Origin of the sequence: Thermosynechococcus sp. (assembly GCF_046299635.1) — a bacterium.
GTDB lineage: Bacteria > Cyanobacteriota > Cyanobacteriia > Thermosynechococcales > Thermosynechococcaceae > Thermosynechococcus.
Map to the genome: position 1 here is coordinate 125,703 of NZ_JBKBHV010000002.1, position 14,175 is coordinate 139,877.

A 14,175-nucleotide genomic window follows, 5' to 3' on the forward strand; every position below is an offset into this window, starting at 1 on the left:
CTGGGATAAAATCTTAGGGCAGGGACGCTTTGCTTAGGAGTTTAGATTACCGTGCCCAATCTCAAAGCTATTCGCGATCGCATTAAAACGATTAAAGATACCCGCAAGATCACTGAAGCGATGCGCCTTGTGGCGGCAGCAAAAGTTCGCCGTGCCCAAGAGCAAGTAATGGCGAGCCGTCCCTTTGCCGATCGCTTGGCGCAGGTTCTGTACAGCCTGCAAACTCGGCTGCGCTTTCAGGATGTGGATTTACCCCTGTTGGCAAAGCGTCCTGTGAGGACGGTGGCACTGCTGGTGGTGACCGGCGATCGCGGGCTGTGCGGCGGTTACAATGCCAATGTCATTCGCCGTGCCAAGGAACGCACTCAAGAACTGGAAGCTGAGGGCGTCAAGTATATTCTGGTCATTGTTGGTCGCAAAGCAGCCCAATACTTCCAGCGCCGTGACTATCCCATTGATGCAGTCTATTCTGGCTTAGAGCAGATTCCCTCTGCCAGTGAAGCGGGTCAAATTGCCAGTGAATTGCTTTCCCTTTTTCTTTCGGAAACGGTGGATCGGGTGGAGCTGATCTACACCAAGTTTGTCTCCCTCATTAGTTCAAAGCCCGTTGTCCAAACCCTGCTTCCCCTCGATCCCCAAGGGCTAGAGGCCGCCGACGATGAAATTTTCCGCCTGACAACCCGTGGCTCCCATTTGGAGGTCAACCGCGAGAAAGTGACCTCGACGCTGCCCGCTCTACCCTCTGACATGATTTTTGAGCAGGATCCGGTGCAAATTCTCGATGCCCTGCTGCCCCTGTACCTGAATAACCAGTTGCTACGGGCACTGCAAGAGGCCGCCGCCTCGGAATTGGCAGCGCGGATGACGGCCATGAACAACGCCAGTGATAACGCCCAAGCTCTGATTAGCACCCTCACCCTCTCCTACAACAAGGCGCGTCAAGCTGCCATTACCCAAGAAATTCTGGAGGTGGTGGCAGGGGCTGAGGCTCTACGTTAGGGGAGGAGTGGCCCTCTGAAGCTCCTTTTTGTTTCCACCTCGGTGGGGCCCCTCGGCACCGGCAAAGGGGGCGGTGTGGAACTAACGATCCTCAATATGGCTCAGGCCTTGGGCGATCGCCGGCACACCATTCACATCCTTGCCCCCGAAGGTTCTCAGTTGCCGGTGGCGGCCACGATTGAGCAAGTTCCGGGTGCCCTGCAAATGCCGGCGCAGCATCAACCCCATGACCAACCGATTACACTGCCGCCCAATAGTGTGTTGGTCAATATGTGGGCACGGGTACGGCAACTGCAAGACCAATTTGATGTCGTTGTCAACTTTGCCTACGACTGGCTGCCTTTTTACCTCACCCCTTTTCTCAGTCGTCCTGTGGGGCATCTGGTGAGCATGGCCTCGGTTTCTGATGTCATGGATCAAGCGATCGCCAGCGTGATCGAACAGTATCCGGGCACCATTGCTGTCTATACCCGCACCCAGGCGGCCACCTTCCCTTTTGGCGATCGCTGTGTCTGTCTAGGCAGTGGTCTTGATCTTTCCCTCTACGACTTCTGTGCCGAACCAGAGGATGCCCTGTGCTGGTTAGGGCGCATTGCCCCTGAAAAGGGACTAGAGGACGCTGTTGCCGCTGTCAACGTCACCCGTACCCCTTTGCAAATCATGGGTCAACTGCAGGATTTGGACTACTGGCGGCGCATTCAAGCCGAGTACCCCGCTGCCCCCATTGAATATCTGGGGTTTTTCCCCACCCGGGAAATGCAGGCACGTTTGCGGCGATGTCGCGCCCTATTGCTCACCTCCCGCTGGGTAGAAGCCTTTGGCAATGTGGTGATCGAGAGCCTTGCCTGTGGGGTTCCCGTCATTGCCTACGATCGCGGTGGGCCAAGGGAAATTATCCGGGAGGGTCAGACAGGGTTCCTCGTTGCCCCCGATTCTGTGGAGGCCTTAATTGCCGCCATTGGCAAAATTGATCAACTTGATCGGGCAGCCTGTCGGCAGCAGGCAGAACAGGAGTATAGCCTAAGTGTTTATGGCAAGAGGGTGGAGCAGTGGCTCCAGCAGGTGGCAGCGTCTTCTCTGCCCTAAACCAGCAAATGTGCATGGCAAATTCCCTCCTCCCCTATACAATGGGCAAGGGGCTAGTGGAGAGGCAACCCAATGGGCTGGGTTCTGTTTCAAGGGACAAAGCGAGGATACTCACCCTTCTTGGTTTCCTTTGCGATGGCCGCGATCGCCAGTGCCGGTTTGGGGGGTTGGTTTTTGCGCAGCTTCTTGCCGACGCCCATTGCGCTGTCAGAACCCATTCCTTTGCCGGAGGCCGTTCAACTCGAACGACCCCTACCCCGGCCAATTTTAGATGGCCGCGATCCCTTGCTGGTCACCCTCCCCACTAAAACTCCCCCATCGCCACCGCCGGCCTCCGGCTCTACCAAGACAATCGCACCTCCGCCTGCGCTCAACCCCGTGCCTCCCAGCCAAGGCCCTGCCCCTCAAGTGCGGGTGGCGATCGCCCGCGATCAAAGTCAACTGGTTGTTGGTACCGCCGTAGCCACCGCCGTCACCGATGATCAGCAGCAAGTGAGAACCCAGCTTGCCCCTTCCCAAGGGGTTGTGGTCGCAGCTCGGGATGGCTTTTTGCTCTGGAATGGTCAACCCCTTGCCCCCTCCCTCTGGATTCGCCCCAGCAATCAACTCACGTTTGTGGGCGGCAAATGGTATCGCGGTGTGGTGCGCCTTATTGCCCAAGGAAATAGCGTGACAGCCGTCAATCAGGTGGACTTGGAACAATACCTTGTCAGTGTTGTGGGTTCAGAGGTCTATCCCGACTGGCCGATGGAAACCCTCAAAGCTCAGGCGATCGCTGCCCGTTCCTATGCCCTCGCCCAAATGTTTCAACCCGCTAGCCCCTTTTTTGATCTGGGCAACGATGAGCGTTGGCAGGTGTATCGTGGAATTGAAACGGAGTGGAATACCACGCAAGCGGCAGTCCAAGCCACACGGGGCATTGTCCTCACCAAAAGTGGACGGGTCGTGGTTTCGATGTATGCCGCAACCGATGACATTGTGCGGGATGTGTTTGGCGGGCGGGGGATGAGCCAGACCGGCGCCTATGAACTGGGCAAGCGTGGCTACAACCACCTGCAAATTTTAGGCACCTACTATCCAGGGGCGGGTCTGTCGCAACTGCAACTCCAATAACGATTTAGAGGCCACGTCTATGAAATCTCTTCTACTGGGGACTGCCCTTGCTCTGACAACAGTGGTCTGCTTCCAGCAAAGTGCGCGAGCAGATTCGCCCCTTACCTCCACTCCCTTCTACGAAGCCTATACCGATGTGCCAATAGTGATGCGGGCTAAGCGCAGTGGCCGCCTTGATCTGAAAATGTCGGAATGGCTCTCTTCGCCGCAAGTCCCCACAGATTACAAAGCTGCCCTGATCAATGCCCTCGGCTGGGATTTCAACGGCAAAACCAATGGTCAAGCCTACCGCACATACCTTGCCCTGCGGTACGGCACCACCCCTGAAAAAATCCCGCTGGAAAGTCTCACGACTGATGAGTTAATGGCTCTAGGGTATCTAACGGCAATGGATAACTACTTTCAACCGCAGCGGGGTATGCCTTTCCTGAATGCAGCACAGGAACGTAACTCCCAGAGCTATGCGATCGCTATGGTACGCGGCCTTGTGGAAGCACAAACCCTCTTTGAGGTTAGTTGGTGTCAAGTCTGGCAAGCAGTGAATCGCGTGGATGAAAACCCGCAACTGAAGCGAGATCTTCGCCCCAAGGCACGGGAGATTATCCTCAAATATATGCGCTTATACCGTCGGGATTGCTGAATTTTAAGAAAGCTTAGACATCCCCTGCAAAGCGGTGACAATCGCGAAGATTAAAAATAGGGCACCACCGCCCAAAGTCAGTGTCTGTTCAGAGATGCGTCCAGCCATGAGGCTGCCGCCTAGGGCAGCGATCGCCACACAAATCCCGTGACCAACAATGGCACTGAGGGCAACGCCCAAAGTATGGCTGGCGGCAGCAAGGGTAATCGTTGCCATTTGGGTGCGATCGCCCCATTCAGCAAGGAAGGTGAGACTAAAGGCCTCCCCAAACGTCGCCCAACCAAGGTTACTCCCCCAACGGGCGAGATTGGCTTCCGCTTTTGCCACCGTTTCCGCTGCTGCTTCGTACTCCTCTTCACAGGGGCTATCCCCCATCCGCCACCCTTGAATCAGCATCTTGAGACCAAAAATGGTGAAGAGCAGAATCGCCCCATAGAACGTGAATTCTCGCGGTAAAAGCTGAAAGACCTTGCCCACCGCCACCGAAAGCAGGGTCATCACCATGAGAGCTGCCCATGCCCCGAAGAAAACCCACTGCTTGCAATGACGAGTTGCCAGAATCATGGCAATAAAAAAGGTCTTGTCTCCCAGCTCAGAAATCGTGATGAGGGTCAGCGCCGCAGTAAAAGCTGTTAGCATGGGGAAGGATTCAAACTTTACCATTCCTTAAGGTAGCACGCTGCCATGACTGCACCGAACTTTACTGCCATTTTGAATCAGATTGATTTACCCCTCGATTGGCTAGGGCTGCGTTACGTTGAGGAGATTGTCACGACTCGCAGTGCCCGGGATGGACATCCTGAAATGAACCGGCGATCGCGCCAGCGGGGTGTCATGGTCGAGGTGCTCGTCAACGGTCAATTTGCCTATGCCGCAATCCCAGAGGTGCACTCCAAGGCCATCCATCAGGCAATTCAGCACGCCTATCAACAGGCGAAAACCGCCGCCCCTTGGCGAATCTTTAACTTTACGGCAGCGGCCCGGGGGAAGGGCAAGGGGCACTACCGATCGCCCCAACAACAACCCTTTGATCAGCTCTCACCGGCCGAAGTAAATTACCTCCTCAGGGACATTTGCCATAGCCTTAGGGTGAGTGACGCCATTGTGCAAACCCGTGCCTTTGTGCAAACCGTGGAGACCACCAGTCAGTGGTTCAGCAGTGATGGCAGTCAAATTGAACAGCAGTTTTATCAGGTGCTTACCGATATGAGTGCCACGGCTCAGGGGGCAGGGGTGGTTCAGCAGCGTACCGATCACGGTGGGCTTGCCCGCTGTTATCAAGGGGGGCTGGAGTGGCTAAGGGTGGATGAATTGAGGGATCGCGCCCACCAAATCGGAGAACAGGCCGTTGAACTCCTCAGTGCCCAAGAGTGTCCAGAAACAACCACAACACTGGTGCTTGCCCCGGATCAGATGATGCTGCAAATCCACGAGAGCATCGGCCACCCTCTGGAACTAGACCGCATTTTGGGAGATGAGCGCAACTACGCCGGCGGCAGTTTTATTCACCTTGAGGACTTTGGGCAACGGCAGTATGGTTCTCCCCTCTTGAACGTCACCTTTGATCCGACAGTGGCCGGTGAACTGGCCAGCTACGCCTTTGATGACTTGGGGGTGCCGGCTGAACGCCTCTATCTCATCAAGGAAGGGCGCCTCCTGCGGGGCCTCGGTAGCCTTGAAAGTCAGCAGCGAGCCGGGGTTCCGGGCGTAGCCAATGCCCGCGCCTGTTCTTGGAATCGTCCCCCCATTGACCGGATGGCGAATCTGAATATCGAGCCGGGGACGCAGTCCTTTGCCGAGATCATCGGCACCATTGAGTCAGGGGTGTATATGGAGTCCAATCGCTCTTGGTCTATTGACGACCGTCGCCTCAAATTTCAGTTTGGCTGCGAATATGCCAAGCTCATTGAAAACGGCCGCCTCACCCGCACCCTACGCAATCCCAACTACCGCGGCACAACCCCGGAATTCTGGCAGAGTTTAATTGCCGTAGGAGATGCATCCACCTTTGATATTTTTGGGACGCCGTTTTGCGGCAAGGGAGAACCTAATCAAGCCATTCGGGTCGGTCATGGCTCGCCGGTCTGTACCTTTGCCAATGTTCAAGTGTTTGGTGGGGGTTGAACGAATGGGCGAGGTCAGACTCGAACTGACATGGGGAAACCCCGCTACATTTTGAGTGTAGTGCGTCTACCATTTCGCCACTCGCCCTCGGATCTATTACTATACCATGCTTTAAGATGACTGAGCCACCTGCAGAGCGTGACAGGCACGTTCCACAAGGGCTTGGAGGGCAGGCAGTTGATCGGTGTGCTCTGAGTAGTACAAATTGGCATTGCCGCGATCGGTGTCTTCCCAAAACTTGGGCTGGGCATGGCGGAGGCGATCGCAATTTTGCTGAAAGAGGCGCTGAAATCCCGCCAAACCCAGAACCGCTGCATCCTCTACTATGTCCTCAACAATCCGCCGCGCAAACTGGGGTTGCTGCCGTGCTAGGTAAAAGAGAGCCAGTCCCATTTGCAGTAGGCGCACGCCAGTACTTTTGCAGGGGCGATCGCCATTTTGGGGTTGGCGCAACTCTGGCGGGTTATCTAGGCGCAGCATTTCCTCTAGGAGTTCCAGTTGGAGTTGCTCGTCCCACTGCTGCTTGTTCACCAAGATTAGAATCTTCTTTAGCTCCGCGGCAAACACATCAACAATAAAGTAAAGGGCAGGACTGCTCTGCGCCAACTCATACACCTCATTGCCATAGGCACGCAGATAGTTCACGCACTTTTGGGTGAGGTGGGGGCGCCGGTAATGCACCAGACTCTCGATAAACCGCCGATAGTGAAAGGCCAAGTTATAGAGATTGCGAGCCTCATTGTGACGGCTGCCGTGCTTAATGGCAAAGCGCATCATTGTATTGAAGCGAATAATGATTAGCTCCAGCAAAACGTCATCCCCCCTACTTAAAATGCGGTGGGCGATCGCGCACATCTCAGAGCCACAGAGGGACGCCAGAGGAAACTGCTCCTCCTCCAAAAAGCGCACATAGGCATTCCCTAGGAGGCGAAAACACTTCTGCTCGTAGAAGGTACGGTTCTCCTCAATCTGGCTGAATTGATCAAACATCGTCTTGAAGGCAATATCTCCCATCACCGCACTGCTGAGGCGAAAGAAATAGGCTGGATAGTTGGGCTTGCAACTGATGTAGTGTTGAAGCAGCTCACTGACTGTGCCAATAATTTCAGCCTGCGCCCCGCGAAACGCCACATAGGCCAGCAAATCATCCAATTGGTTCAGTCCGGCAATCAGGTGAGCCTGACTACGGCGCAAGAACTGCGGTTGATAGGGCGGCCCATCCTTGAGAAGAACCCCAAGTTGAGTCATGTAATGATACTGGCGACGGTAAATTTGCTGGGCGACACTTTCCGGCTGGATGGACTTGAGGATGTAGAAGATGTAGGGCAGTGCCGTCAAAATCGCCAAGGGTAACAAGCCGTACAAATTCAACAGGAGACTGCCAACGGGGTGCTTCCCTAAGTCCTGCAAACTCTTGATGTAGAAGATATGGGCACCCCCCAACACCAGACACCAGACATAGATCAGGCTCGTCCAGTCCTGCATGTACAGTTCGGTAATCTTGGGAATATTTTGGGCGGCAATGGAAATCACAATAATTAACGTGCCGAGGGTGAGGCCAATCACCGAGAGCCACACCTCTGGGGCAAAGCCGGTGTCAAAGGTGCCGCCAACCAACGCCGTATAGAGCCTAGGCGCGGTCGCTTTCAGGTGAGTGAGGACAAGGTTAGCACTGCTATCCAAGAGAGCCAGGGCAGCCAGACTCAGGCCAAAAGCCACCAGCGATCGCGGGGGATGGGGAGCGGTCAAGAACCAGCAGTGGAATTTCTTCAGCATCTATCCGTTTGGGTCAATGGCCTTCGCTCCTAACGATGGCATACCAAGGCGCAAACTTTCTGTTCCCTCTTTGAGATCTCTGGGAATTCATGCTAGTATAGTGTTCCTGACTTGGGCTTGTAGCTTAGTGGATTAGAGCGGCTGACTACGGATCAGCAGGTCGGGGGTTCGAGTCCCTCCAAGCCCGTAAAAGTCTAGTCCATAGTCTTGGGAATAGTGACCCAGCAATTTTCCCCAAAATTTGAATCGAGCTTAAAGCGTTGGAACGTTCCTTGGTTTGTGCAGCGATCAATCCAAATCGGCAGGCTAATCGAACCACGATTATCCTTAACAAGCCAACGAATAGAGCCATCACACTCGCGATAGCAGCGTACCCCATTGACCAATGCCCACGACTCTCCTAGGCTGAGTCCGCCAAAGCGGTTAATTTCACTTGGTGTGGAGAGGGCGATGTTCAGCCGCTGAGCCAGATTTTGCGTTTCCGCTTCTTCACTCGAATCAACTTTAACCGCCAGTTTCAGGTCAGTGAGCAATTCATAGTAATTTGGCTTTGAAAACTGACTCGTGGGATATGTGCCTAAGTGCTTCGTACTGAACTTGTGATGCCGCTGTTTACGCAGAATCCGTGAAATGGGTGGATCGTCACCAATGATGCCAATGGCAAGTTTGACGCCCCGATGTCGCTCCATGTTCTCTTCGCCGACAAGGGAAAGTAGCATGCCATAAACAGTCGAGGGGGGTGGATAGCAATACGTTTCCTTATAGTCTCGGGCAAAGCTGCGGGGAAAACTCGTGCAAGGGCAATGGATGTAAAGTTGCATCAAGCAGCCACCTTGATACCAAGCTTTTCTTTTAGCCGTTTTTTGGCTTCGTTGATTGTCTCCTTCACTCCTCGGTAAACTTGAACCTTTAAATCCTCTAACTGCCCACCGTAGGATGTATCGGCAATTTCACCACCAACTATTAACTCGTCTGCTTTCACATCACCTACTTGCACCAGTCGCACCAGCCGAGGACACCCCACCGATTCACCAACACGCTCAAAAACATCCATAATCCAAGGACTGGGATCATCGGTCATCCGAATCACAATGGACTCTGGACTAAAATCGTATAAAAAGCGGGCATGGTTGCCACCCACATGCTGCACCGCGGCAATGGCATCGAGGGCAAGAAGAGCACGAGCTGGTTGCTTCAAACTGTTTGGTGTGAGGGCGATCGTGTACTGATAGGCAGTGTAGTGCATTTCAGTCATGTGAATCGAAGTTTTCCCCTTTTCGCCCCCTTTAGAGCCAAAGGCAATATCTCCCCAATAGGGATCTAGACTTATGGCGCGACTAACTTCTAAAGCTCCGCGTCGTTTGGTCGTAGCATTTTCATTATCCTTACCCTTTTTGGCGTCCATATAGCCAAACAAATCATCATCAATATATTCCTCGGCATTGAAATTTTCTTTTTTGAAGCTATATTTGTCTGTTTCGGGATTGAATGTACGGTTAGTTTGTTGTTCATAATGGTTTTGAAAATACTCCCGCAATGCCCAACGGATCGCTTCTGCACTCACAGTGGTGTATTGATCGTTGCCACGGGTTATCTTTTGCAAAGTTGAGAGGGTACTACCATCTCCTTCTCCCCGGTTATTTGCTGCGATAAGAGTGGCAGTCACAATCGTTGCAAAAAGATGCGTTGTCATTTCATTGCTCCTGAAACTAAGGAAGAAAACTATTGATCAGTTTCATCGGTGAAGACAAACATTTCATCCGCCGCGTCTGTACTCTCGTCATCCGTTAGGGGATCAGTACCATTCAACGAGTCTTTTTCCTTTCCGCAGTAGGTGGCGATCGCCAGCAAGACCAAATCCCTTGCCCGTCGCCAGTTTTGCTCTCGATGGATCCACTGAATAATTTCTGACCCCTTATTGAAAGCGGCTTTGCTACGAAACTGGCTCAGGAAATACACCAGTGCAGTGGCAAATGCCTGCTGCGTACTAGGACGCTGAAACCGATAGATGACCTTATCGGTCACTTGCTTATAGTCTAAGTTGCGACCTTGTTTATTAGCTTGCTGAATCTGCCCATGTAGGTATGTTCTAAAAGCGCCCTGAACCACGTCAAATAACACCTGCTCATCAGAATTCAAGTTTGCCGCCATCTTTACCAGCCCTTCACGTTCATAGAGCTTGTTACGTTTGTAAAACTCAAAGAAACCCGCATACCAAGGCTTACCTTCAATCAAATTATCACAAATCCAAGGCAGGACTTTAGAAAGCGCTAACCAAGTTTCGCCATTCTCCTGTCGCACCTGCGCAGGAAAAACTTGGCGTGCCATTTCATACAAGTTTAGGACTGCATCTGTGGCCTGCACGCGATACACTGCCTGTTTTAGATAAGCCTGCTTCGCATTCCAAATTTGCTTCCCCAACTGGTAAACCTCACAGTAGGGCACACTAAACCGTTGACTCTCTTCCTGAACTCTTTCCCTGAGCAGAAAATGCAAAGCAGATTCTCCAGCACTACTGCTGCAAAAGTCCCGATAGCAGTATCCGGACATCTGGCGATGGCGCGTGACCCACTGCTTCAAATCTTGCACTTCTGGAATCACTAGTGCCGAGCGCTCGGGGAGTTGGTAGTAGCCACAGGCAAGGGGTAAAAAGAGCAGTGCTAGAAAGCCTTGGGGTCTCTCTTGATAAGGACCATTAACAAAGCACTCCACTAATCCAGGGAGATGGTGTCCCTTCAATGGGATATGCTCTTCGAAAGCCTCCTTCTTACCCTTCTTACCAAAGGCATCCTTAAGCTCCTTCTTGGTGTAGTAACAGCCCGACAAGGGCTTAAATTTAAGTTGAATTTCTGGCTGCTCTGGCTCAATTGAGAACGTCAGGGTAAGAGAATTACTTTTTAGATTGCGCTGTTTGTTGTGCTGTAGGAATGTTGTTAGCACGCCCTGGGTAAAGATGTACTTGCCTTGTTCATCTAGTTTCAAAGCAGGGACATCTAGGTAACCTTGAGTACTAATCTGATAGGTCTGCCCTAAAAGCCATGTCACAGCCTTTTGGTCACTACCTTCCCATTCCAACTTGACTTCTTCATTAGTAATCTTCCACTCCAACTCGACTTCAGTGATCTTCCCCTTCCACTCCAGTGGGGCATTGCTGCGTTTCCTCTCCAGTTCCGCTAAAGCCAAGGCTAATCCTGCAACTCCTGCGCGATGGGGAAGGAGAAAATTGGGATCACAAAGGGACAGTGTAAATTGACTCAAAGCTCGCTACCTCCTTTGCACTCAAAAGCACCTAAGTTCGGACAATAACTCCATTGATTGCTAGGAGCAATGAGATAGCCACTCTTATGGCGTGGCCAACCCTTGATGTTGTTGGCAGGTAAGGGAATGGTATAACGGGGCAATTCACTGGCCTTGAGTGAGCTGATTTTTTCTAGATCCTGTTCAAGGAGTGCAGTGACGGTATAGCCTGCTTCACGCAAGGGGGCAGCGTAGGTTTTCCAGCCACCGTCTAGCCACACGCAGTGCTCCTTTGGGTTGCTGGTAATATTCAATTGCTTCAGCCAGTCTGCTAGTTGTCTTTGATTTACCTCTTTACCTTTGAAGTGACGTATCAATTCCCAGCCTGCGGCTAACTCTTCTTGCTTGTAAGGAAAACAAACGTTTTTATCAGGATAAAAAAGAGCATCACAGGGATGACCACAGTATTGGCGGTTCAGTCGCCCCAAGCGTTGGATTAGCCCTGCGGGATCGGCTACTTGAGTCACGAGAAGGGTAGCGGAGAGATCTAATGAAATTTCTGCCACTTGGGTCGTGATTGCTAGAATAGGTTGATCTTGCTTGAAGGCCTCCACAACCGCACGATGGTGCTTCACGCGATCCTCGTAGCGAAAGCGGCTGTGATAGAGGAGAGGATGAAAGCCTTTCTTTGCTGCCTCTTTGTAAAGGGCGATCGCTGTATTCACCTGATTACAGACCCAGAGAACCTTACCGCGGTTGTTCAGTTCTTGTTTGACGCGCTCCCAGTCTGGCTGATCTAGCTCATGGAAGGAATAGCGGAGTAGCTCTTCTAGCTCTTGGGGACCTTGAATAATTGCAACCTCCTCCCCTGCTGCCTTGCGGATGTCGTTCTCCTGAGATGGTAGAAAGGAAGCAGACATCAACAAAATGGGAGCCTTGACAACTTCCAAGAATCGCAGAAGGGCGCCAAATAAAGCATTGTCATAGCAGTGAACCTCATCGAAGACAAAGGCGGCATTGGCAAGGGCTGGGAAACAATAGAGAGGGCGGCGGTGACATTGCAGTAATCCTAGAACGGTATCTACCGTGCAGACTGTCACTTTGGCGCCCCATGCCTTAAAGGCCTCCAATTTCTGAGCGGCTTCGTTGACTCCCCCCTCGTTATTCTCTTCTTCCTCGCCGGTGCAAGCTAACTCCAAGTCGACCTGTGAACGAGAATGCAAGAGTTCGGATTCCACTTGGTTGTGCACATAGTCGAGAAAGCCCTCTGTACTTGTGCCGGTGGTTGGGTAGCAGAAGAACAGCTTGCGTCCAATGGCATGACGCATTGCCCAATTATAGGCTCCTAGGGTTTTGCCGGTACCGCAACCTGCCTGTGCCAATGTTACCCGTTTAGAGTTCTGCTTAAGATCAACTTGAAATTTGCGCAGTTGACGATATTCCCCGCAACGCGCATTAATCACCTTTTGTAAATCGGCTTCGGTGAGGGTATTCTTTAGTTCTGATTGAATCCACTTCTGAATTGAAACTGAAACCTGCGCCGACGCAGAACCAATGGCATCCGCTGCAATGAGTAGTGCTTTAACAACGGCAAGAAACACTGGATTTGGTTGCCATTCAATGAGAGCATTCAAGACTTCCTGACGCTTGGCTTTGATCGTTTCGATGTTCCATTTCTGTGAGAAACTAATGCGAATTTTGGGAGGGAGTTTTAACGCTCGCGTGCCAAAACGAAGTAGCCTCCTGAAATCAGGATGTTTCACATACCAGTAAAGACAAGTATCACCGCTTCCCTCCCGTATTTCCCCTAGATCACTCGTCTGCCGACCCTGTTTGCCACCCAGTTTCAGATGATGCCCTCCTGCAGCAGTCAGTGCTACCATGAAATCTGCATTTGGACACTGCTCCAACCATTCTCGAAATTCCCAAGCGAGGAGTACAGAAGCTACTTCATGACGGATCAGTTGTGGATGTTTCTTTTTGTTTCTGACAACAAGTTGAAACTGATGATTGACCTTCCCCCAGTCGTGTAAGTAAGCAGCCAACCTTGCTGTGGCTTTTATTTTGTTGATATTAGTCACCTTAGTCAACCCAAACTGTTCTAGCAGGTGCTGACCGAGTGTTTCCACAAGGGTGGTGATGGAAGCAACCACTGTAGCTGTGTGACCCGCCAAGTGATGGGCACCTTGCCAATCGGGAGTACGGGGCAGTGAGGATTTAGCAAGAAGAAGATTGGGACACAACTTTGGTGGTTCAACACTAGGCGGCATCAATATCCTCCTTATGAGGGTAGAACCAGCCACAGCCAAAATGTTGTCGTCCCCCTAATCCATGCCATTGCAACTTTAGGGAGTCTTCAGGAGTTAAATCTTCGACAATCACGCGGTAGCCCACTACTTTCTTTCCTTTCACTTGAATCGTGCGCCGTGCTAAGTCACCATTAGGATCAGAGGGAATAAATGGCCTTCCTTGAATGCCTAAATGATTTAGTCTTTTCTGACAGGACTCCAAAAAATAGTGAGGCATTTCTAGGTGATCAATTGCTTCTAATTTGAAGGTGACTAGGCGAGCTGCGAGAGTTCTTGAAGGCTTTGGCAATGTAATGCGAGGCTGTACAAGGCGGATCAAGTGCCCTTGGATGTCGAGTACTTGGTTTTGAAAGAAGCGATACCACGTTTGCACTTGATCTGAAAGACATCGGATGCGGAAGCGTGAAGCTTGATTCAAGTAAACAACCCCTTCATGATTTGGCACTCCGGGAATAGTGCTTAGGCGAAGATCACTGGGCAGGTTTTCGTATCCCAATTTTTGTAGCTGTTGCTTGATGGCAGAGTATAATGCGTAGCCATGATCTGCTGGCAGCGTTTTTCCACGTAAGCTGTAATGGATCTCCAGAAAGCGATTTTGGTCACTCATAACACCTATGATCTCGGCCTAGTGTTGCCGTATATGTGACTCTCAGGCATTGCTAAAGGTATCCAGCTTTTAGTTGCAAGAATTATGCTAACCGATAGCTTATAGTTGTAAATTTAAGAACATCCTAACTTCTATTGTAGATAATTGCAAGAAGCAAGAAACTTTTTGGGTAGGAATATTTATTTTTATTCAAGAAACTTAACCAACCGTTAGGCTAGCTCACAGCATCAGAGGTAGAAAACTACTGGCGGTGCCTTTGAAAGCCACGTGCTCAACGCCTTACG

At 51.6% G+C, this 14,175-nt stretch carries 12 protein-coding genes and 2 tRNA genes; 6 read left to right on the forward strand and 8 right to left on the reverse strand.

Going from position 1 to position 14,175, the window contains the following annotated elements; translation table 11 throughout:
- Nucleotides 1-51: 51 nt before the first annotated feature.
- From ACK4IR_RS01585 to ACK4IR_RS01600, 4 genes are all read left to right on the forward strand, one after another.
- Entirely contained in the window at nt 52-999 is a 948-nt protein-coding gene (locus ACK4IR_RS01585) for a F0F1 ATP synthase subunit gamma (RefSeq protein WP_409871672.1), read from the forward strand.
- Nucleotides 1,000-1,095: 96 nt separating this feature from the next.
- A complete protein-coding gene (locus tag ACK4IR_RS01590; RefSeq protein WP_409871725.1) occupies nt 1,096-2,085 on the forward strand; it encodes a glycosyltransferase in 990 nt (329 codons plus the stop codon).
- A gap of 120 nt (nt 2,086-2,205) precedes the next feature.
- The gene (locus tag ACK4IR_RS01595) at nt 2,206-3,198 is read left to right on the forward strand and encodes a SpoIID/LytB domain-containing protein (protein WP_409871675.1); all 993 of its coding nucleotides are present in this window, start codon (nt 2,206-2,208) and stop codon (nt 3,196-3,198) included.
- 19 nt (nt 3,199-3,217) lie between these two features.
- Nucleotides 3,218-3,838 (forward strand): hypothetical protein, encoded by a 621-nt coding sequence (locus ACK4IR_RS01600; RefSeq protein ID WP_409871678.1) that lies wholly within the window; start codon nt 3,218-3,220, stop codon nt 3,836-3,838.
- Between the two features lie 3 nt (nt 3,839-3,841).
- Here ACK4IR_RS01600 and ACK4IR_RS01605 read toward each other — a convergent pair whose 3' ends face one another.
- A complete protein-coding gene (locus ACK4IR_RS01605) occupies nt 3,842-4,477 on the reverse strand; it encodes a TMEM165/GDT1 family protein (RefSeq protein WP_409871681.1) in 636 nt (211 codons plus the stop codon).
- Between the two features lie 45 nt (nt 4,478-4,522).
- On the opposite strand from ACK4IR_RS01605, the gene ACK4IR_RS01610 reads away from it, so the two are divergent.
- Nucleotides 4,523-5,962: a TldD/PmbA family protein gene (locus ACK4IR_RS01610; protein WP_409871684.1), complete on the forward strand. Its 1,440-nt coding sequence runs from the start codon at nt 4,523-4,525 to the stop codon at nt 5,960-5,962.
- Nucleotides 5,963-5,967: 5 nt separating this feature from the next.
- On the opposite strand, the gene ACK4IR_RS01615 is transcribed toward ACK4IR_RS01610, so the two are convergent.
- Together ACK4IR_RS01615 and ACK4IR_RS01620 are read right to left on the reverse strand one after the other, a co-directional pair.
- A tRNA-Leu gene (locus tag ACK4IR_RS01615) sits at nt 5,968-6,049 on the reverse strand.
- A gap of 24 nt (nt 6,050-6,073) precedes the next feature.
- Complete coding sequence (locus tag ACK4IR_RS01620) at nt 6,074-7,738, reverse strand: hypothetical protein (protein WP_409871687.1); 1,665 nt, start codon at nt 7,736-7,738, stop codon at nt 6,074-6,076.
- 113 nt (nt 7,739-7,851) lie between these two features.
- On the opposite strand from ACK4IR_RS01620, the gene ACK4IR_RS01625 reads away from it, so the two are divergent.
- Nucleotides 7,852-7,925: transfer RNA gene (locus tag ACK4IR_RS01625), tRNA-Arg, on the forward strand.
- Nucleotides 7,926-7,932: 7 nt separating this feature from the next.
- Here ACK4IR_RS01625 and cas5 read toward each other — a convergent pair.
- Genes cas5 through cas6 form a run of 5 tightly spaced genes read right to left on the reverse strand, consistent with a single transcriptional unit; the run spans nt 7,933 to nt 13,891 of the window.
- Nucleotides 7,933-8,559, reverse strand: coding sequence for a type I-MYXAN CRISPR-associated protein Cas5/Cmx5/DevS (cas5, locus tag ACK4IR_RS01630; protein ID WP_409871690.1), 627 nt, complete (start codon nt 8,557-8,559; stop codon nt 7,933-7,935).
- Nucleotides 8,559-9,431 carry a type I-B CRISPR-associated protein Cas7/Cst2/DevR gene (gene cas7i / locus ACK4IR_RS01635; RefSeq protein ID WP_409871692.1) on the reverse strand — a complete coding sequence of 291 codons (873 nt, stop codon included), beginning with the start codon at nt 9,429-9,431 and terminating at the stop codon, nt 8,559-8,561. Before cas7i ends, cas5 begins: the two co-directional genes overlap by 1 nt.
- Before the next feature lie 29 nt (nt 9,432-9,460).
- Entirely contained in the window at nt 9,461-10,996 is a 1,536-nt protein-coding gene (gene cas8a1, locus ACK4IR_RS01640) for a type I-MYXAN CRISPR-associated Cas8a1/Cmx1 (RefSeq protein WP_409871695.1), read from the reverse strand.
- Nucleotides 10,993-13,245 carry a CRISPR-associated helicase Cas3' gene (cas3, locus tag ACK4IR_RS01645; protein WP_409871698.1) on the reverse strand — a complete coding sequence of 751 codons (2,253 nt, stop codon included), beginning with the start codon at nt 13,243-13,245 and terminating at the stop codon, nt 10,993-10,995. Before cas3 ends, cas8a1 begins: the two co-directional genes overlap by 4 nt.
- The gene (gene cas6, locus ACK4IR_RS01650; protein WP_409871701.1) at nt 13,235-13,891 is read right to left on the reverse strand and encodes a type I-MYXAN CRISPR-associated protein Cas6/Cmx6; all 657 of its coding nucleotides are present in this window, start codon (nt 13,889-13,891) and stop codon (nt 13,235-13,237) included. Before cas6 ends, cas3 begins: the two co-directional genes overlap by 11 nt.
- Nucleotides 13,892-14,175 lie beyond the last annotated feature (284 nt).